This window comes from Kushneria pakistanensis (assembly GCF_014652795.1).
Classification (GTDB): Bacteria; Pseudomonadota; Gammaproteobacteria; order Pseudomonadales; family Halomonadaceae; genus Kushneria; species Kushneria pakistanensis.
Window position 1 is genome coordinate 1 of sequence record NZ_BMZM01000003.1, and the last position, 20,357, is coordinate 20,357.

Genomic DNA, 20,357 nt, shown 5'->3' on the forward strand with positions numbered 1-20,357 from the left:
AACACCCAAGTGGTTCGCGTCACACGACGCCGGATACGAAAGAGACGTATCGATCAGCATGATCCCGTTTTTGACCCGCTGCCCACGGGCAGCCGGTCTGCAGAATTGCCTGACGACCATAGCGTACCGGTCCCACCCGATCCCATCCCGAACTCGGTAGTGAAACGGTTCCGCGCCGATGGTAGTGTGGGGTCTCCCCATGCGAGAGTAGGTCATCGTCAGGCACCCCTTCCGAACCCCGGTCCCAAAAGGACCGGGGTTCCTTTATGTGCGCCACCGACAGCGGCGGCGCAGCCCGGCCCGCCCGGCGGTCACTGACGTGACCGCCGGGCAGGGGCTTCAGGCCCGACGCTCATCCCCCATTGCCTGCAGGGCGTCAACCAGCGCCATCATCTCCCGGTCGGTGCCGATCGAGATGCGCAGCACTCGGCCAGTCCCGGCATGGCAAAGTGACGAACCAGTACGCCTGAGATATCAAAAGGGCCGGCCGGAAATGCCTGTGTTGAAAGCCGAATAAAGCCTTGAATAGTGCGTACGACTCACCTGCCATATTCCTGCTCTACTACAGATCGAGGGCAATAAAAAAGGCACCTGAAAGATGCCTTGTTCAACCATGACCATTGCCAATATGGCTTAAATCATGAGGATGTCTGTAGCCAGCGTGTCAGTGTTTCCCGGTCAATATTGTCACGGTCTATCTTCAAATAGGCCACATTTTCTTCCTCGACGACCAGTACATCCTCAACGCCTTCAATGCTTTTAAGTTGATCACTGTATTCACGGCTATTGATAATATTCTTGCCCTTGAGAGAAATGATTTCACTTGAAAGGTGCTTGGGTGTGGCCATGTTTAAAATGGATAAAAACCACAGTGAGCCAAGTGCGGCTGCAAAAAGAAAAACGGCGTCGATACCAAAATGACCGGCGACCGCGCCCCCCAACCCGCCCCCAAGACTGGCGCCCAGAAACTGGCTGGTAGAATACACGCCCATGGCGGTGCCCTTGGCACCGGCTGGTGAAAGCTTGCTGATCAAGGAGGGCAGCATGGCCTCCATCAGGTTGAAGCCGGTAAAGAATACCAGTAGCAGCGTGATCAATAGCCATCTGCTATCTCCTGCTTCACTCATGGCCATTAATGCCAGAGTCATGGCCGCAACGGCGCCCATGAATACTACTTTCATGTGTCGATATTTTTCTGCGGCAATAATTAATGGAATCATGATAAAAAAGCCCGCAGCCATGACAGGTAGATATACCCACCCATGATTCTGAGCTTCGATGCCAAGGCTTTCGAGCCTGAGAGGCAAAGCAATAAAACAGCCTGTCAAAATGGCATGCAGGGCAAAAATGGAAAAATTCAGACGCAATAGCTCGCGCTGAAAAAGCATTTTTCCTAACTGTCCAGGGTCCACGCCGACATCACGATGTTGTCTGGCAGGTGCGGAAGGCACCAGTCGCCAGAGTATCAAAAGGCCGACAAGTGCAAGCAGTGCTGTACTCCAGAAAACGCCTGAAAGACCGAAAAGCTCTGCCAGAAATGGTCCAAGCGCCATTGCCAGTGCGAAGGCCAGACCAATGCTCATGCCAATGGCTGCCATGGCGGTTGTTCTTGTTTCCTCTCTTGTCTTGTCTGCCAGTAACGCCATGAGCGCGCCTGCAATGGCGCCGCTACCCTGCAGACAGCGTCCGGCAATGACACCGTAGATGGATGTCGAAAGAGCCGCCATAACGCTGCCGGCAAAAAAGAGCAAAAGGCCGAAGGCAATGATCTGCTTGCGGCCCAGACGGTCTGAAAGTGCGCCAAAAGGAATCTGAAAAATGGCCTGTGCCAGACCATAACCGCCAAGTGCGATGCCGATTAAAAATGGGGTTGCCCCATTCAGCTCTCTTGCATAAAGAGAGAGCACAGGGAGCACCATGAAAAGTCCGAGCATGCGAAAGGCATACAGCATACCCAGACCTGCAATGGCACGGTATTCACCTGTATTCAATGAAATGTGTTTCATGATTCTCCGAAAACCTTGAGGCAGGGCATCATTTTAACGGTCCGGCAGGGCAGGTGAAAATTTGTATAGGCCTTGAAGGCGTATTCATGGGCATCGAATGCGAACAGTCTGAGCCATGGTCCTGAAATTGAGTTACCGTGTGACGAATGGAATCACCAGAAGGTTCCATGTATCATGCCGCGGTGTTTTGTCGCATCGGTTCAGTGTTGTTCACCTGTCCTCATCAACCGCTATGGTCTCTGAGTGCCCATCATGTCTGGCCTGCTATCGAAGCGTCTGCTCACATAAGGGCCCTGGAGCATCAATGAGACTAAGACTAAAGTTTAAATAAGCTTTTGTCGTAACACTTGAAGTTGATGGGTGAAAAACTGAACATAGCAGCGGCAGCGTATAGCGCCATGCAGGGCTGTCATGCCTGCGGCTTTTGGTCAGTCAGATAAGGTTTGTATTATCTGACTGACTTAAAGCAGCCAAAGGCAGGGAGCATCCGTCCAGGACAGTCACTTCCAACGATAAAGCCATCAGACACTCCTGCAATATCAGGCTGTCTGGCGCGGTAAATGCCATCCGTGAACGTTACTGTCAGACCGTGATCGGAAGCGGGCAGGTATCTGTCACGCATTTCCGGCCCCTCTGGCCGGGCAAAAGCGAAGTGTTCAAGCTGGCCGTTCAAGAGAGCGTGAGATGAGAAAATGGAACTATCCAGACATTCTTAAAAGGATGTCACTGCTTGCTACTGTCGCCCTTGTGCTCAGTGGCTGTACGGGATCAAGTCTCCTCGATCCCAAGGGGCCCATTGGCGCTGAACAGAAATACCTGATCATGACATCATTTTATCTGATGATGATCGTGGTTATCCCCGTCATTATCATGACGATTCTGTTCGCGTGGCGTTATAACTACATCAAGAATGCAAAGTACTCGCCCAACTGGTCTCACTCCAACAAGATTGAAGTAGTGGTGTGGGCTGTTCCGCTGGCCATCATTCTCATTCTGAGTATTTTGACCTGGCGCAGTACGCATGCACTTGATCCGCATCGCGTGCCAGAGTCCGACAGGGAGCCCATTGTTGTCCAGGTCATGGCCATGGACTGGAAGTGGCTCTTTATCTACCCGGAACAAGGTATTGCTTCGGTCAATGAGCTGGCTTTCCCGGTCGATACGCCAGTCGAGTTCAGAGTAACGTCCAACAGCGTCATGAACTCTTTCTTCATTCCGCAGCTTGGTAGCCAGATTTACGCCATGGCGGGAATGGAAAATACCGTTCATCTGCTGGCGACTGAAGAAGGCACTTACCGCGGTATGTCAGCCAACTACAGCGGCCATGGTTTCAGCGGTATGCACTTCAAGGCATTGGCAACATCGGATGAGGGTTTCCAGCAGTGGGTCGATAGTGTTCGACAGTCTCCGGAATCCCTGCAGCAGGACAGTTTCAATGAGCTGGCCAAACCCAGCCGAAACAATCCGGTCGAGTATTACTCTACCGTCACTCCTGGGCTGTATACCGATATTGTCAACAGTTACATCACGTCGGGCGATAGCTCGCATCATGGGGCTGAGGAGTAAACATGTTCGGCAAACTCAGTATTGAAGCAATCCCTTATCATGAGCCCATTGTCATGATCGCCCTTGGTGGCGCGGCTCTGATTGGGCTGGCGATTGCTGCCGCTATTACCTATTACAAGAAGTGGGGCTATCTCTGGAAAGAATGGATCACTTCCGTTGATCACAAGCGACTTGGTGTCATGTACATCATCGTGGCGATCATCATGCTGCTGCGTGGTTTCTCCGATGCCATCATGATGCGTGCGCAGCAGGCCATTGCTTCGGGGGGCGCTGAGGGTTATCTGCCACCCGAACACTATGACCAGATCTTTACTGCCCACGGCGTCATCATGATTTTCTTCATGGCCATGCCGTTCATGGTAGGTCTGATAAATATTGTCGTGCCTCTGCAGATTGGTGCGCGCGATGTTGCCTTCCCGTTTCTTAACTCGCTGAGCTTCTGGCTGACGGTATCAGGTGTCATCCTGGTCAACGTGTCTCTGGGTGTGGGCGAGTTTGCGGCCACGGGATGGCTGGCTTATCCGCCACTTTCTGATATTCAGTACAGTCCGGGCGTTGGTGTGGATTACTGGATATGGAGTCTACAGATATCAGGTATTGGTACCCTGCTGACCGGCGTGAACTTCTTCGTCACCATTTTGAAGATGCGTGCGCCGGGCATGACCATGATGAAGATGCCGATGTTCACCTGGACATCACTGTGCAGTGTTGTGCTGATCATCGCGGCTTTCCCGATCCTGACAGTAACCATCGCACTGCTCACGCTTGACCGTTACCTTGGCACCCATTTCTTTACTAATGACATGGGCGGCAACCAGATGATGTACGTCAACCTCATCTGGGCCTGGGGGCACCCCGAAGTCTACATTCTGGTGCTGCCTGCCTTTGGTATCTTTGCTGAAGTCGTAGCGACCTACTGCAAGAAGCGTCTGTTTGGTTATACCTCCATGGTATATGCCACCGTCGCCATTACCATATTGTCGTTTCTTGTCTGGCTGCACCACTTCTTCACCATGGGCGCCGGTGCCAATGTGAACTCCTTCTTTGGTATCGCCACAATGATCATTGCGATCCCGACCGGGGTCAAAATCTTCAACTGGCTGTTCACCATGTACGAAGGTCGAGTGCAGTTCACCGTGCCGATGGCCTGGACGATAGGTTTCCTTATCACCTTCACTATCGGTGGGATGACAGGGGTGCTTCTGGCCGTACCAGGTGCTGACTATGTACTTCACAATAGCCTGTTCCTGATCGCGCACTTCCATAACGTCATTATCGGTGGTGTTGTGTTCGGTTATCTGGCCGGCTTCACCTACTGGTTCCCGAAGGTGTTCGGATTCAAGCTCAATGAAAAGCTTGGCAAGGCATCTGCCTGGTGCTGGATCGTGGGCTTCTTTGTCGCCTTCATGCCGCTGTATGCGCTCGGCTTCATGGGCATGACCCGTCGTCTGAACAGCTACGATAATCCGGATTGGCATTTCCCGCTGATCGTGGCCGCCGTAGGTGCTGCCATCATCGCCTGTGGTATCGCCTGTCAGCTGCTGCAGGTTGTTGTGAGCATCAAGGATCGTCACAAGAACATAGACGAGACAGGTGATCCTTGGGGCGGTCGTACGCTGGAATGGTCCATTCCTTCGCCCGCACCCTTCTACAACTTTGCACATACGCCCGTGGTTGAAGAGCGTGACGCCTTCTGGCACATGAAAGAGAAGGGCATCAGCGAACAGAAGCCTGCCGAATACCAGGATATCCATATGCCGAAAAATACCTCGGCCGGGTTCTTCATCGGCATTATCGCTGCTGTATTCGGGTTTGGACTGATCTGGCATATGTGGTGGCTGGCGATTGCTGCAGGTGTGGGCATCTTCGTCACCATGGTGCTGCGTACCTTCAATGACGATATTGACTATTACGTTCCTGCTGCCGAAGTCGAGCGCATCGAAAGTCAGCGTTATCAAAAATTGTCAAATCAGGCGTAACACATGTCGACTCAATCAATGACCAATCAGGACGCTCATGCCCACGGGCATGAGCACCATGAGCATCATGATCCGGTAGCGACCAAGGTATTTGGTTTCTGGATCTATATCATGAGTGACTGCGTACTGTTTGCAACGATCTTTGCAACCTACGCAGTGCTTGCTACGAACTATGCCGGTGGCCCTACCTCACATGAGCTGTTCGAGCTGCCCTTTGTTCTGGTAGAGACTTTCGTACTGCTGGCCAGTAGTTTCATGATCGGGCTGGCAACGCTTGCCATGAACAAGGGGAACAAGCAGGGCACCATGCTCTGGCTGGCTCTGACGCTGGTGCTGGGTGCGGTGTTTGTCGCTCTCGAGATTTATGAGTTCCATCATTTTATCTCTGAAGGCGCTGGTCCTCAGCGTAGTGCTTTCCTGTCGTCCTTCTTCACACTGGTCGGTACGCACGGTCTGCACGTCACCTCTGGTGTCATCTGGGCCATCATCCTGTTGATCCAGATTGCGACCAAGGGCTTGACCGATATGAATCGATCTCGCCTGATGTGCCTGAGCCTGTTCTGGCACTTCCTGCACATCATCTGGATCTGCGTATTCACCATCGTCTATCTGGTGGGGGCCATTTAATGTCCAATCAGCATCAATCACAGGAAAGTCATGAGCATGGCAGTGTCAAGTCCTATACCACGGGCCTGATTCTTTCCATCATACTGACCGTTATTCCCTTTGGTCTGGTCATGACCGGTACACTATCGGCCACGGCAACGCTGGCAGTTATCATGATCATGGCAGTCGTGCAGATCGTGGTACAGGTCGTGTACTTCCTTCATCTCAGTGAAGGTTCGGGGCCACGCTGGAACATGATCTCGCTATGGTTCACGATTCTGATCGTGGCCATCGTGGTAGTGGGCTCGCTGTGGATCATGTTCCATCTCAACCATAATCTGATGGTGGGGATGTAAGAAGTCTGTCCCGATGCTCAAAAGATATCTCCTGCTAACGAAGCCGGGCATTGTCTTCGGCAATCTGATCTCGGTAACAGGGGGATTCTTTCTGGCTTCGAGAGGAAGCATCGACCTGTTGTTGTTCTTCGCCACCGTTATCGGGGTGTCGCTGGTCGTTGCTTCCGGTTGTGTGTTCAACAATGTCATTGATCGTGACATTGACGAGTACATGGCGCGCACGCAAAAGCGTGCGCTTGTCGAAGGCACGATCGATGTTCGCTCTGCGTTGATCATGGCCGGTCTGCTGGGTGCAGCCGGCTTTCTACTTTTACTGCTGATCGCCAATCCGTTGGCGGCAGGCGTGGCCCTGTTTGGTTTTGCCATTTATGTTGGCGCCTACAGCCTCTGGCTCAAGCGTCATTCGGTTCATGGGACCCTTATCGGCAGCCTGTCTGGTGCCGCACCACCTGTCATCGGTTATTGCGCGGTAAGCAATCAGTTTGACCTTGGTGCATGGTTGGTGCTGCTGATCTTCAGTCTCTGGCAGATGCCCCATTCCTATGCCATTGCCATCTTCCGACTGGAAGATTATCGAGCTGCATCCATTCCAGTGCTTTCCGTGGCAAGAGGTGTGACTGCCGCAAAGCGTCAGACCGTTATCTATATCGTGGCTTTTGGTGTAGCTGCCATGTTGCTTACGCTGACGGGCTATACCGGCTACGTCTATCTGGTAGCCATGGCTGTCGTGACACTTTACTGGCTTTACATCGCGCTGGCGCGTTACAGGCAGCAGGATGATCGGCGCTGGGCGCGTCAGCTTTTTGGTATTTCGATTCTCGTGGTTACCGTGCTGAGTGCGGTAATGGCCATTGACTATCAAAACCCGCCATCTCAAGCCAGAACGGCGCAAGTCGCTGCCTTGGCCCCTCTACACGTCTAGCTACTTCAATGCTGTATCGGCACGCGTGCCGATCGGCATTGCCTTTCCTGTTGTCTCGACCGTTGCTGCCTTCCCGAGCCGCCTGTAATCGTGCGACATGATGTCCCGAGCGTTTCACTTTATGGTGTGAATGCTCTAACTTCATACATTCCGTGACTGTCCAGAACCCAAGGCAGGAGAGCCAAGCCAATGCTGGGGTTTGATGCTTTAGACCTGGCGCGCTTCCAGTTCGCCTTTACCGTTTCCTTTCATATACTTTTTCCCGCTTTTTCGATTGGCCTTGCAAGCTACCTGACGGTGCTGGAAGGATTGAGGCTAAAAACGGGCAACGAGATTTACCATAATCTGTACCGCTTCTGGGTGCGTATCTTCGCCGTGGTCTTCGGGCTGGGTGTTGTCTCCGGTGTGGTCATGGCCTACGAATTTGGCACCAACTGGAGTGGCTTTGCCGAAAGGGCAGGGGATATTACCGGGGTGCTGTTGACCTATGAGGTGCTGACGGCCTTTTTCATGGAGGCAGGCTTCCTCGGTATCATGCTGTTTGGTGAAGGTCGGGTCAGCAAAAAATTGCATTTTACGGCAACCTGCCTTGTGGCCGTGGGTACCCTGATTTCAATGACCTGGATCTTGATGTCCAACAGCTGGATGCAGACGCCTGCCGGCTATGAGGTTATCGATGGGCGTTTTGAGCCAGCCAATTGGCTCGAAATCATGTTCAACCCGTCCTTTCCCTATCGCATCGTTCATATGGGGCTGGCCGCCTTTATCTCGGTCGGTTTTTTTGTTGGCGGTGTGGGCGCCTATCATCTGCTCCGCAATCGGCGTGACCCGGCGGCGCGCAAGATGTTCTCCATGGCGATGTGGGCCATCATGGTGGCGTTGCCGGTACAGATTATTGCCGGCGACATGCATGGTCTTAATACTCTCGAGCATCAGCCTGCCAAGGTGGCAGCCATGGAAGGGCACTGGGAAAACGAGCCGGGTCAGAAGGGCATGCCGCTATTGCTGTTTGCCCTGCCAAGCATGGATGACGGTGCCAACCGGCTTGAGCTGGCTGTACCCTACGCCAGTAGCCTGATCCTGACCCATACACTTGATGGGCAAATTCAGGGGCTCAAGGACTGGCCTCGTGACGAATGGCCCAATGTGCCATTGGTCTTCTGGAGTTTCAGAATCATGGTCGGCCTGGGCATGTTGATGCTGGGCATGGGGATCGTGGGACTGTTTCTGCGCTGGAAGGGACAGCTTTACGAGGCCCGCTGGTTCCAGCGTATTACGTTGTTCACGGCCCCGGTCGGTTTTATCGCACTGCTGGCCGGTTGGGTTACGACCGAGGCGGGGCGTCAACCCTGGGTGGTCTATGGGATGCTTCGAACTGCAGATGCGGTGTCATCGCATGGCGTGGCGAGCATGATCACGACACTGATCGGCTTTATGGTGGTTTATGCCATCATCTTTGGCATCGGGATCTACTACATGCTCAAACTGCTCAAGTCCGAGCCCATGAATATGGTACCTGCTGGAGGGCCGGGTCATGAGCGCCAGCCCAAGCGACCCATGTCGGCGGCCGACAACAGTTTCGAAGAGCAAAATTGATTGGGGGACATGGGTATGACTATTGATCTACCAGTCATCTGGTATCTGCTGATTGGTTTTGCTGTCGCCATGTACGTCATGATGGATGGCTTCAGTCTGGGTGTCGGCATCCTTTTTCCCTTCGTCAGGGGGGATGAGCAACGTGATGTCATGATGAATACGGTGGCGCCGGTATGGGACGGTAACCAGACATGGATGATTCTGGGGGGAGCCGGCCTGTATGGTGCCTTTCCGCTGGCTTACGCGGTCATTCTGCCAGCGATGTATCTACCGCTTATACTGATGCTGCTGGCATTGATTTTTCGTGGTATCGCCTTCGAGTTCCGTTTCAAGTCGAATCGCTCGCGCAAGTGGTTTGACCTTGCCTTCAGTGGCGGTGCCATGGTGGCTACTTTCAGTCAGGGCGTAGTGCTGGGCGGTATCATTAATGGACTGGCAGTATCGGAGCGTGCCTATCAGGGGGGCAGCTTTGACTGGTTCTCTCCGTTTGCGTTGTTTACCGGGCTGGCACTTATGGCAGGCTATGCACTACTGGGGGCAGGCTGGCTGATCATGAAGACAGAAGGGGATCTGCAAAAGCGGTTTTATCAGTTCTCGCGTCCTCTGACGCTCTTGCTGGTCGCCTCCATGATCATCATCAGTGTATGGACGCCGCTCTCCAATGGACGTATTGCCGAGCGCTGGTTTACTTTCCCCAATATTGTCTGGTTTGCACCGGTACCGATTCTGGTCGCTCTGCTTTCCTGGAGTATCTGGCATGGAGTTACCCATGGGCACGAGCGTCGTCTTTTTTTCAAGGTGCTGGGGCTTTTCTTCCTTGGGCTTTCAGGGCTTGTGATCAGCTTTTTCCCATTGATCATTCCGCCGGATATCACGCTCTGGGATGCTTCCTCGGCTCGCGCAAGTCAGACATTTCTGATCGTGGGCTATGTGGTTCTGGTTCCTCTTGTGCTCGCTTATACGGCTTACAGCTATTATGTCTTTCGAGGCAAGGTGCGTGCTGGCGAGGGTTATCACTGATACCAAATCCGGCGTTCGGAGATTACAAAGGGTACCCAAAGGGGTACCCTTTTTGTTTTTCGTGCATTGCACAGGCAACTGAAGAACAATGCCTGTTACAAGGCAGGTGGATACAAGGGCCCAGGATATGAATGCAATCCCATGAGTGTCAGCGATCTGATTAGACTGATGAGTGACGGCGCCTTTCATTCCGGTGAGGCGCTGGGCAGGGAAATTGGGGTCTCACGAACGGCAGTATGGAAACAGCTGCGCAAGCTTGAAGGGCTGGGGCTCTCTGTCGAGACCGTAAGAGGATGCGGGTATCGCCTTCTGGATCCACCAGAGCCCCTTCGAGGCGCCGATATCGTGGCAGGCCTATCGCGATCTGCACGTCAGCATCTCAGACATCTTTTCGTGGAAGACTCGATCGGCTCGACCAATACCTTTCTTCTGGATCGTTTCGCACAAGGGGCCGGCCATGGTGAGGTCTGTCTGGCTGAATGGCAGAGCGCCGGCCGCGGGCGGCGCGGGCGTTCGTTTTACAGCGAATGGGGGGGCAATATCCACTTCTCCATTGGCTGGCAGTTTGAAAGCGGGGTGGGTGCGCTGGAAGGTCTGAGTCTGGCCGTTGGGGTAGCCATGGCCGATCTGCTCTCGGAGCGTGGCATTCATGTTGCGTTGAAATGGCCCAACGATCTACTGATATCAACTCCGGAAGGGGTGGCCAAGCTCGGCGGCATACTCGTCGAGGTTCGTGGTGATACTTCAGGGCCCTGCCAGGTAGTGATCGGGGTAGGAGTCAATATCCGGCTTTCGTCAAAGGGACGGGCAGGCATTGAACAGCCGGTTGCCGCCCTGACTGAGCTGGCGCCCGGGGTATCCCGAAATACACTGGTCAGCGCCATGATCGAAGCCCACATACAGATGCTCGAGCGTTTTGAGAAAACAGGCTTTGCTACCTGGCGTGATCGCTGGAATGGTTACCATATATACCAGGACAAGACAGTCTGTATTTATCAGGGGAAGACAGTCAGTGAGGGTATAGCAAAAGGCGTTGATGATGCCGGCAACCTTATTGTCGATATCAATGGTATGTGCAAGCGCTTTACGGGTGGTGAAGTCAGCCTGCGTGGTTGCTCATGATTCTGGATCTGGATATTGGCAACACGCTGTCAAAATGGCGGTTGAAGGATCGTACAAGTAGCGATATCCGGGCCAGAGGTGCGATGTGGACCCGGGACGAATGGCGTTCGGGTGACGATATCCCTGATCTGGATATCGTTGACGTTATTCGAATATCGAACGTGGCGCGCCAGGATGTGCTGGAAGACACCGTCAGACTTTTAAAGCGGCGTGTCGGTACCATTCACATTGCGCATTCTACATCCAAGGCGCTGGGTATCCGTAATGGCTATGACATTCCCGAACGGCTGGGAGTGGATCGCTGGCTTGGTGTACTGTCCGGTTATCAGTTGACCGGCGGCTGTTGTACCGTGGATTGCGGTAGTGCCATTACCATGGATGCAGTGCTGCCCGGAGGGCAGCATATTGGTGGGTATATTCTTCCGGGGCTCAGACTCATGAAGGAGAGCCTCAAGCTGGGAACTCGCAAGGTGGTGATCGATCCTGAGCAGGATGCCTTGCATACCCTGTCGCCCGGCACCAATACGGTGGATGCTGTCAATCACGGTGTGTTCATGGCAGCGACCAGTGCCATCAATCGTCTTTACATGGAAATCTGTGACAGTCATGACACTGCGCTTCCGTTATTGATGACCGGTGGGGATGCAGCACTTGTGTCACGTGGACTTCGCCTGCCGCATGCTCACTGGCCGGATATGGTGTATGCGGGTCTGGAAGCACTCTTTCCAATAACGCAGGCTGAAAGAAATGGCGTACTGGCGGGGATGCCCATGGTAATAAAGCCAGCGGGTCTGGAAGAAATGCGTAAGGCACTTGCTTTCACGCAACTGCTCTGACAGAATGCGCCGCGTTCCATGAAGCAGGGCAGGCCAGCGGAAAGGAACAAGAGCTTGACAAGCTCGCATTGGTCGGTATAATTTGCCGCCAAGTTGGAGGGATTCCCGAGTGGCCAAAGGGAGCAGACTGTAAATCTGCCGCGCGAGCTTCGGAGGTTCGAATCCTCCTCCCTCCACCAAGATTTTTTTCAGTCACGCGGTGATTGAAAGATTGGGTAAGCGGGCATAGTTTAATGGTAGAACCTCAGCCTTCCAAGCTGATGATGCGGGTTCGATTCCCGCTGCCCGCTCCAGTTGTGTAAAGGGTTATGCTCATGTAGCTCAGGGGTAGAGCACACCCTTGGTAAGGGTGAGGTCGACGGTTCAATTCCGTCCATGAGCTCCATTCAGGGCGAGCCAAAAGGGTCGCCCTTTTTAGTCCGATGTATAGGTTGTTGTGCATCGGGCTTTTTGATATCGTGCACGCCGCTCGCAAAGGTGATCACGACGACGATGTTACAGGCCAGTAGCTCAATTGGCAGAGCAGCGGTCTCCAAAACCGCAGGTTGGGGGTTCAAGTCCCTCCTGGCCTGCCAGTCTTCCTCAGATTGGCAGCTTTTGTGTGTAAATCGATTGCCGCACTCCTGAGGAGTTTTCTTCCCCATGAAACAGACCGCCGAAGTGCAGGATACCCGTTTTGATGCGCTCAAGTGGGCTGCTGCTGTGGTGCTTGTCGCTGTTGCGGTAGCGGGTAATGTCTATTTTGCCGATCAGCCGATGATTTATCGTGTGGTCGGCGTTGTCGTATTGGTTGTTGCAGCGCTGGGTATTGCGCTGACGACCGGACGAGGACGTGAGCTGACATCGCTTGCCAGAAACGCCAAGAAGGAAATTCAGCGTGTTGTCTGGCCAACCCGTCAGGAGACCTTCCAAACGACCGCTATCGTGCTGGGCGCAGTTGTCATCGTGGGCCTGTTGCTCTGGCTGATTGATATGTTTTTCGGTTGGCTGGTGTCGACTCTCATTGGTTAGGAGCTTGCATGACTAAGCGCTGGTACGTTGTTCACGCCTATTCTGGTTTTGAAAAGCAGGTCATGCGTTCACTGATTGAGCGTGTGAAGCTTTATGAAATGGAAGACCATTTCGGCGAGATACTGGTGCCTACGGAAGAAGTCGTTGAAATGCGCGATGGGAAGCGTCGCAAGAGTGAACGCAAGTTTTATCCCGGTTACGTGCTGGTTGAAATGGCGATGGACGACCGCAGTTGGCACCTCGTCAATGAAACACCCCGAGTAATGGGTTTTATCGGCGGCACGCCTGAAAAGCCGGCTCCCATTACTCCGCGTGAAGCAGAAGCCATTTTGCGTCGTGTGCAGGATGGTACTGAAAAGCCGCGTCCCAAGACCATGTTTGATGCAGGTGAGACCGTTCGTGTTGCTGATGGCCCCTTTGCAGATTTCAATGGTGTGGTTGAAGAAGTCAATTATGAAAAGAGTCGTCTGCAGGTCAGTGTGCTGATCTTTGGGCGCTCTACGCCCGTTGAGCTCGAGTTCTCGCAGGTCGAGAAACTCTAGGCTTGAAGGGTGCTGGTGGTGCAGCGAGTCTGCATCGATAGTCGGGGGAGCCGCAAGGCGCTATTACCCAATCGGAGTCCATCATGGCCAAGAAAGTTCAGGCTTACATCAAGCTGCAGGTCGCAGCTGGTAAGGCCAATCCCAGCCCGCCGGTAGGTCCGGCACTCGGCCAGCACGGCGTTAATATCATGGAGTTCTGCAAGGCGTTCAATGCAGAAACCCAGGATATGGAAGCCGGTCTGCCGACGCCCGTGGTAATCACGGTCTATTCCGATCGCAGCTTTACGTTCGTTACCAAGACGCCGCCGGCGCCGGTACTGCTCAAGAAGGCTGCCGGTGTCAAGTCCGGTTCTGGTGAGCCGAACAAGAAGAAGGTCGGCACGGTAACGCGCGAACAGATCGAAGAGATCGCACGTACGAAGGAGCCTGATCTGACGGCTGCCGATCTTGAAGCTGCTGTACGTACCATCGCTGGTACTGCACGCAGCATGGGCCTGAATGTGGAGGGTCTCTGATCATGGCCAAGCTTTCCAGACGCATGAAGCTGATTCGCGATCGTGTCGATGCCACGCGTGTTTACAGCGTTGATGAAGCCGCTGCACTGCTGTCCGAGATTTCCTCCGTGAAATTCAAGGAAAGTGTAGAGATTGCTGTTAACTTGGGTGTGGATCCGCGTAAATCGGATCAGGTTGTACGTGGTGCTACCGTACTGCCCAATGGTACCGGTCGCGACGTTCGTGTTGCCGTCTTTGCTCAGGGTGCTGCTGCTGATGCCGCCCGTGAAGCCGGTGCCGAGATCGTTGGCATGGATGACCTGGCAGCAGAAGTCAAAAAGGGTAACCTTGATTTTGACGTCGTCATTGCTGCGCCTGACGCCATGCGCGTTGTGGGTCAGCTGGGTCAGATTCTGGGTCCGCGTGGCCTGATGCCCAACCCCAAGGTCGGCACTGTAACGCCTGACGTGGCCACTGCAGTAAAAAATGCCAAGGCAGGTCAGGTACGTTTTCGTACCGACAAGAACGGTATTATTCATGCGGGTATCGGCAAGGTCGATTTCACGCCTGAAGCCCTGCGTGGCAATCTGGAAGCACTGGTCAGCGATCTGAAAAAGCTCAAGCCCAGCACTTCCAAGGGGATCTATATCAAAAAGATTTCCCTTTCCACGACCATGGGTCCTGGTATTACCATCGATCATTCCTATCTGAACTGATCGATATTCAACGATTGCTTTGCGGTCCCCGTGCCCGTGGTGGGACGGGGCGCCGTCAAAGACCGCAGGTGTCGTCCCGCGGGGCGGCTTAATCATTGGCCTTGTGCCAATGGCCTGCGCAGATGGCGCCGGTTGTCAGCCGACAACACGCCATCATCCACTCTGTTGTATGTCCTCAACAGATGGTAACCACGATGGCCATCCTTTCGGGTGGCCGGCACGAGGAGTGAAAATATGCCCCTGGGTCTTGAAGACAAGAAGGCAATTGTCGCTGAGGTCAGCGAAACTGCCGGACAGGCGCTCTCCGTCGTCGTAGCCAACTCTCGCGGTGTCGATGTGGGTGCCATGACGGCACTGCGCAAGAAGGCACGCGATAACGGCGTCCAGCTGCGCGTTGTGCGTAATACGCTGGCACGTCGCGCCCTGCAGGGCACTTCATGGGAGTGCCTGAACGAGACTTTTGTTGGTCCGTCTCTGCTGGCGTTTTCTCTTGAGCACCCAGGCGCCGGCGCGCGTCTGCTCAGGGACTTCGCTCGCGAGCAGCCCAAGTTTGAAGTCAAGGCGCTGGCCTACGAAGGTGAGCTGATCGATGCCGCTGATATCGATCGTCTGGCAAGCCTGCCAACCTACGACGAAGCTATCGCCAAGCTGATGTCCGTCATGAAGGAAGCTTCCGCCGGCAAACTGGTACGCACGCTTGCAGCGCTGCGCGACCAGAAGCAGGGCGAAGAAGCCGCCTGATCGGCGTATCATTCAGGCAAATTTCATTGGGCAGATGTTTGCCCCGCAAAGTACAGGAATGCAATCATGGCACTGAGCAAAGAAGATATCATCAACGCTGTTGCTGAAATGTCCGTCATGGAAGTCGTCGATCTGATCGAAGCGATGGAAGAGAAGTTCGGCGTCAGCGCAGCAGCAGCAGTTGTTGCAGGCCCCGGTGGCGGTGGTGAAGCCGCTGCCGTTGAAGAACAGACCGAATTCGATCTGATCCTGACAGCTGCTGGTGACAAGAAGGTCAACGTCATCAAGGTGGTTCGTGAAATCACCGGTCTTGGTCTGAAGGAAGCCAAGGGCGCTGTTGACGGCGCACCGGCTACCCTGAAGGAAGGCATGTCCAAGGAAGATGCCGAAGAAGCCAAGAAGAAGCTGGAAGAAGCTGGCGCTTCCGTGGAACTCAAGTAATCAGTGTTCTGCCTGAAAGCGTTATAGCATGACGGCTGGTGGCGGTCAGATGAGCTGACCGCTGCCGGCCTTTTTCTGTTGCCGGATGGGCTTAGCGTGCTTATAGAGAAGCCGCTAGTACGCTAAGGCGATCCGGAAAACTTCAAACGGCGAGCTTTCCTTTGGGAAGCTTGCCGTTGGCGCCTGACGGAGCCAATCCGCTGGTGTACCGATCACGCCAGTCACTCATGGTGAACAAGCTGGGGATTACAGATGGCTTACTCATACACTGAGAAAAAACGCATCCGCAAGGATTTTGGCAAACTGCCCCAAGTAATGGATGTGCCTTACCTGCTGGCCATCCAGCTTGACTCCTATTATGACTTCCTGCAGCAGGATCGTGCCCCTGAAGGTCGCCATGATATTGGTCTGCATGCCGCCTTCAAATCCGTGTTCCCGATTGAAAGCTTTTCGGGTAACGCGGCACTTGAGTATGTCAGCTATCGCTTTGGTACTCCTGCCTTTGATGTCAAGGAGTGTCAGCTGCGAGGCGTGACCTATTCGGCGCCACTGCGCGTCAAGGTGCGCCTGATCATCTACGATCGCGAGTCTTCCAACAAGGCGATCAAGGATATCAAGGAGCAGGAAGTCTACATGGGGGAAATCCCCCTGATGACCGAAAACGGTACCTTTGTAGTCAACGGTACCGAGCGCGTTATCGTTTCTCAGCTCCACCGCAGTCCGGGCGTGTTCTTTGATCACGACAAGGGCAAGAGTCATTCCTCGGGCAAGCTGCTGTATTCGGCACGTGTGATTCCCTATCGCGGCTCCTGGCTGGATTTCGAGTTTGATCCGCGTGACAACGTCTTCGTGCGTATCGACCGTCGTCGCAAGCTGCCGGCTACCGTACTCATGCGAGCGCTGGGTTATAGCGCAGAGGATATTCTCGGCTACTTCTTTGACACCGATATCTATCACGTCGAAAGAAACGGCTTTTCCGTGCAGCTGGTGCCCTCGCGCCTGCGTGGCGATACGGCCAGCTTCGACATCTCTGACAATGATGGCAACGTCATTGTTGAAGAGGGTCGCCGTATTACCCAGAAGCATATTCGTCAGCTGGAAAAGGCGGGTATCGAGCGTCTTGACGTGCCGATGGAGTACCTCCTTGGCAAGACGCTGGCAAAGGATCAGGTCGATCCCAATACCGGTGAGCTGCTGGTGGCCTGTAATACCGAACTGACGCTCGAGATGCTTGAAAAGCTCGGGCAGGCGGGTATTACGACCATCGAAACGCTTTATACCAATGACCTTGATACCGGTTCGTTCATCTCTGACACGCTGCGTGTTGATTCCACCGGTTCGCAGCTCGAGGCACTGGTCGAAATCTATCGCATGATGCGCCCGGGTGAGCCGCCAACCAAGGAAGCTGCCGAATCGCTGTTCAACAACCTGTTCTTCAGCGAAGACCGCTACGACCTGTCTGGCGTGGGCCGCATGAAGTTCAACCGTCGTCTGCGTCGTGATAACGACGAAGGCCCGGGCGTTCTGACCCATGACGACATCATTGATGTACTCAGAGAGCTCATCAATATTCGTAACGGCTTTGGCGATGTCGATGACATTGACCATCTGGGCAACCGTCGTATTCGAAGCGTCGGTGAGATGGCCGAGAACCAGTTCCGTGTGGGTCTGGTGCGTGTTGAGCGTGCGGTCAAGGAACGCCTGTCCATGGCCGAAAGCGAAGGCCTGATGCCGCAGGATCTGATCAACGCCAAGCCGGTGGCTGCTGCCGTCAAGGAATTCTTCGGATCAAGCCAGCTGTCGCAGTTCATGGATCAGAACAACCCGCTGTCCGAGGTTACGCACAAGCGTCGTGTGTCCGCGCTTGGGCCGGGTGGTCTGACGCGTGAGCGTGCAGGCTTTGAAGTGCGTGACGTTCACGCCACGCACTATGGTCGTCTGTGTCCGATCGAGACACCTGAAGGCCCGAACATCGGTCTGATCAACTCGCTGGCCACCTATAGCCATACCAACCACTACGGCTTCCTCGAGACGCCCTACCGCAAGGTGGAAAATCGTCAGGTGACTGATGATGTGGTGCATCTGTCAGCCATCGAAGAGGGCGATTTCATCATCGCCCAGGCGTCGGCGGCCGTGGATGAAAGCGGCCAGCTGATTGATGACCTTGTTCAGGTACGTCACAAGGGTGAGACCACCTTCATGACGCCTGACAAGGTGACACTGATGGACGTGTCGCCGCGCCAGGTCGTGTCGGTCGCCGCGGCCCTGATTCCGTTCCTTGAGCATGACGATGCCAACCGCGCCCTCATGGGTTCGAACATGCAGCGTCAGGCGGTTCCAACCCTGAAGGCGGACAAGCCGCTGGTAGGTACCGGTATGGAACGTTTCGTGGCACGCGACTCGGGCGTTTGTGCTGTAGCGCGCCGTGGTGGTGTGGTCGATTCCGTAGATGCCAAGCGTATCGTCATTCGGGTTAACGAAGATGAGATCATCGGTGGTGAAGCCGGTGTTGATATCTACAACCTGACGAAGTACGTGCGTTCCAACCAGAATACCTGTCAGAACCAGCGCCCCATCGTGCGCCAAGGGGATCAGGTCGCCATCGGCGATATTCTGGCTGACGGACCATCGGTTGATACCGGTGACCTGGCACTGGGCCAGAACATCCGTATCGCCTTCATGCCCTGGAACGGCTACAACTTCGAAGACTCCATGCTGGTATCAGAGCGTGTCGTTGAAGAAGATCGCTTTACCACGATCCACATTCAGGAGCTGACCTGTGTGTCTCGTGATACCAAGCTGGGTGCCGAGGAAATCACGTCGGACATTCCCAACGTGGGTGAAGCGGCGCTGGGCAAGCTTGATGAATCCGGCGTGGTATATATCGGTGCCGAAATCAACCCGGGTGACATTCTGGTCGGCAAGGTAACGCCCAAGGGCGAAACCCAGCTGACACCGGAAGAAAAGCTGCTGCGTGCCATCTTTGGTGAGAAGGCCAGTGACGTGAAGGATACATCACTGCGTGCTTCCACCGGCATGCGTGGCACGGTGATTGACGTTCAGGTCTTTACGCGTGATGGCGTTGACAAGGACACGCGTGCATTGGCTATCGAACAGCAGCAGCTGGACGAAGTACGCAAGGATCTGCAAGAAACCTATCGTATCGCCGAAAACGCGACCTACGAGCGTCTGCATCGCACGCTGTCCGGTCAGCCGGTCAACGGTGGTCCGCGTCTGTCCAAGGGCGATGTGGTCACCGATGATTACCTTGATGAGCTGCCGCGCTCTCAGTGGTCGAAGCTTCGCATGCAGGATGAGGCGCTCAACGAGCTGCTGCATCAGGCCGATGAGCAGCTGGAAAATCGTCGCAAGGAAATGGAGGAGCGCTTCGAGGACAAGAAGCGCAAGCTCACTCAGGGCGATGATCTGGCCCCCGGCGTTCTGAAGATCGTCAAGGTCTATCTGGCTGTCAGACGCCGTATTCAGCCCGGTGACAAGATGGCCGGTCGTCACGGTAACAAGGGTGTCATCTCGGCGATCATGCCGATCGAGGACATGCCTTTTGACGATGAAGGTACACCGGTCGACATCGTGCTTAACCCGCTGGGCGTTCCGTCACGCATGAACGTTGGTCAGATCCTCGAGACGCACCTGGGGATGGCTGCCTACGGACTGGGTCGCAAGATTGACCGCATGCTGCGTGACGCTCGTGAACAGCAGCTCACCCAGATTCGCGAGTTCCTGCATCAGGTGTACAACACCAGTGGCGGGCGTCAGGAGAATCTTGACGAGCTGACCGATGAGGAAGTGCTGACCCTGGCCAAAAACCTCTCGGGTGGGGTACCGATTGCATCACCGGTTTTTGATGGTGCCCACGAGCAGGAGATCAAGGGGCTGCTGCGTCTGGCCGATCTGCCGGATTCCGGTCAGATGGCGCTCTACGATGGCCGTACCGGTGAGAAGTTTGATCGCCCGGTCACGGTTGGCTACATGTACATGCTCAAGCTCAACCACCTGGTGGATGACAAGATGCATGCGCGCTCCACCGGTTCGTACTCGCTGGTCACCCAGCAGCCGCTGGGCGGCAAGGCCCAGTTCGGCGGTCAGCGCTTCGGTGAGATGGAAGTGTGGGCGCTGGAGGCCTATGGCGCGGCCTATACGTTGCAGGAAATGCTGACGGTCAAGTCTGACGATGTTGAAGGTCGTACCAAGATGTACAAGAGCATCGTCGACGGTGATCACAGCATGCAGGCGGGTATGCCTGAATCCTTCAACGTACTGGTCAAGGAAATCCGCTCGCTGGGTATCGACATCGAGCTGGAAGGCTAAGCGCCACCTTTACCCTATGAAGGTCCGCGGGGCCCTGATGGCTGGGGCCCCGCTCATGACAACTCCGCAACGGA

17 protein-coding genes, 4 tRNA genes and 1 rRNA gene are annotated in these 20,357 nt (G+C 54.5%); 21 read left to right on the forward strand and 1 reads right to left on the reverse strand.

The genetic code is table 11. The features are described from left to right. The first annotated feature begins 108 nt into the window (after nt 1-108). Nucleotides 109-224 (forward strand): 5S ribosomal RNA (gene rrf / locus IE123_RS10405). A gap of 414 nt (nt 225-638) precedes the next feature. Here the strand turns inward: rrf and IE123_RS10410 are convergent. Beyond that, nucleotides 639-2,006, reverse strand: coding sequence for an MFS transporter (locus IE123_RS10410; protein ID WP_189517967.1), 1,368 nt, complete (start codon nt 2,004-2,006; stop codon nt 639-641). 684 nt (nt 2,007-2,690) lie between these two features. Here IE123_RS10410 and cyoA point away from each other — a divergent pair. The 20 genes from cyoA (at nt 2,691) to rpoB (ending at nt 20,283) form a co-directional block, all read left to right on the forward strand. Further along, nucleotides 2,691-3,572, forward strand: a complete 882-nt coding sequence (gene cyoA, locus IE123_RS10415) for a ubiquinol oxidase subunit II (protein WP_189517969.1) — start codon at nt 2,691-2,693, stop codon at nt 3,570-3,572. A gap of 2 nt (nt 3,573-3,574) precedes the next feature. Beyond that, nucleotides 3,575-5,551 (forward strand): cytochrome o ubiquinol oxidase subunit I, encoded by a 1,977-nt coding sequence (cyoB, locus tag IE123_RS10420; RefSeq protein WP_189517971.1) that lies wholly within the window; start codon nt 3,575-3,577, stop codon nt 5,549-5,551. Nucleotides 5,552-5,554: 3 nt separating this feature from the next. Beyond that, nucleotides 5,555-6,178 carry a cytochrome o ubiquinol oxidase subunit III gene (gene cyoC / locus IE123_RS10425; protein ID WP_189517973.1) on the forward strand — a complete coding sequence of 208 codons (624 nt, stop codon included), beginning with the start codon at nt 5,555-5,557 and terminating at the stop codon, nt 6,176-6,178. Further along, entirely contained in the window at nt 6,178-6,513 is a 336-nt protein-coding gene (cyoD, locus tag IE123_RS10430) for a cytochrome o ubiquinol oxidase subunit IV (protein ID WP_189517974.1), read from the forward strand. The genes cyoC and cyoD overlap by 1 nt, the downstream gene beginning before the upstream one ends. Before the next feature lie 13 nt (nt 6,514-6,526). Then, the gene (gene cyoE / locus IE123_RS10435; protein ID WP_189517976.1) at nt 6,527-7,435 is read left to right on the forward strand and encodes a heme o synthase; all 909 of its coding nucleotides are present in this window, start codon (nt 6,527-6,529) and stop codon (nt 7,433-7,435) included. A gap of 189 nt (nt 7,436-7,624) precedes the next feature. Next, nucleotides 7,625-9,031, forward strand: coding sequence for a cytochrome ubiquinol oxidase subunit I (locus tag IE123_RS10440; protein WP_189517978.1), 1,407 nt, complete (start codon nt 7,625-7,627; stop codon nt 9,029-9,031). Nucleotides 9,032-9,046: 15 nt separating this feature from the next. Beyond that, the gene (gene cydB / locus IE123_RS10445) at nt 9,047-10,051 is read left to right on the forward strand and encodes a cytochrome d ubiquinol oxidase subunit II (RefSeq protein ID WP_189517980.1); all 1,005 of its coding nucleotides are present in this window, start codon (nt 9,047-9,049) and stop codon (nt 10,049-10,051) included. Between the two features lie 141 nt (nt 10,052-10,192). After that, nucleotides 10,193-11,173 carry a biotin--[acetyl-CoA-carboxylase] ligase gene (locus tag IE123_RS10450; protein ID WP_189517982.1) on the forward strand — a complete coding sequence of 327 codons (981 nt, stop codon included), beginning with the start codon at nt 10,193-10,195 and terminating at the stop codon, nt 11,171-11,173. Further along, the gene (locus IE123_RS10455) at nt 11,170-12,009 is read left to right on the forward strand and encodes a type III pantothenate kinase (RefSeq protein ID WP_189517984.1); all 840 of its coding nucleotides are present in this window, start codon (nt 11,170-11,172) and stop codon (nt 12,007-12,009) included. The genes IE123_RS10450 and IE123_RS10455 overlap by 4 nt, the downstream gene beginning before the upstream one ends. A gap of 95 nt (nt 12,010-12,104) precedes the next feature. Further along, nucleotides 12,105-12,188: transfer RNA gene (locus IE123_RS10460), tRNA-Tyr, on the forward strand. Between the two features lie 40 nt (nt 12,189-12,228). Continuing rightward, a tRNA-Gly gene (locus IE123_RS10465) sits at nt 12,229-12,302 on the forward strand. Nucleotides 12,303-12,319: 17 nt separating this feature from the next. Further along, nucleotides 12,320-12,394, forward strand: a tRNA-Thr gene (locus IE123_RS10470). A 114-nt stretch (nt 12,395-12,508) separates the two neighbouring features. Further along, nucleotides 12,509-12,584 (forward strand) — tRNA-Trp (locus tag IE123_RS10475). A 67-nt stretch (nt 12,585-12,651) separates the two neighbouring features. After that, entirely contained in the window at nt 12,652-13,020 is a 369-nt protein-coding gene (gene secE, locus IE123_RS10480) for a preprotein translocase subunit SecE (RefSeq protein WP_189517986.1), read from the forward strand. Nucleotides 13,021-13,028: 8 nt separating this feature from the next. After that, nucleotides 13,029-13,562, forward strand: a complete 534-nt coding sequence (gene nusG, locus IE123_RS10485; protein WP_189517988.1) for a transcription termination/antitermination protein NusG — start codon at nt 13,029-13,031, stop codon at nt 13,560-13,562. 83 nt (nt 13,563-13,645) lie between these two features. Beyond that, on the forward strand, nt 13,646-14,077 hold the full coding sequence (gene rplK / locus IE123_RS10490; protein ID WP_189517990.1) for a 50S ribosomal protein L11: 432 nt from the start codon (nt 13,646-13,648) through the stop codon (nt 14,075-14,077). Between the two features lie 2 nt (nt 14,078-14,079). Continuing rightward, complete coding sequence (gene rplA, locus IE123_RS10495) at nt 14,080-14,772, forward strand: 50S ribosomal protein L1 (protein WP_189517992.1); 693 nt, start codon at nt 14,080-14,082, stop codon at nt 14,770-14,772. Nucleotides 14,773-15,006: 234 nt separating this feature from the next. Beyond that, nucleotides 15,007-15,513 (forward strand): 50S ribosomal protein L10, encoded by a 507-nt coding sequence (gene rplJ, locus IE123_RS10500; protein ID WP_189517994.1) that lies wholly within the window; start codon nt 15,007-15,009, stop codon nt 15,511-15,513. A gap of 66 nt (nt 15,514-15,579) precedes the next feature. Then, nucleotides 15,580-15,954 carry a 50S ribosomal protein L7/L12 gene (gene rplL / locus IE123_RS10505; RefSeq protein ID WP_189517996.1) on the forward strand — a complete coding sequence of 125 codons (375 nt, stop codon included), beginning with the start codon at nt 15,580-15,582 and terminating at the stop codon, nt 15,952-15,954. Between the two features lie 252 nt (nt 15,955-16,206). Next, the gene (rpoB, locus tag IE123_RS10510) at nt 16,207-20,283 is read left to right on the forward strand and encodes a DNA-directed RNA polymerase subunit beta (protein WP_189517998.1); all 4,077 of its coding nucleotides are present in this window, start codon (nt 16,207-16,209) and stop codon (nt 20,281-20,283) included. The last annotated feature ends 74 nt before the right edge of the window (nt 20,284-20,357 follow it).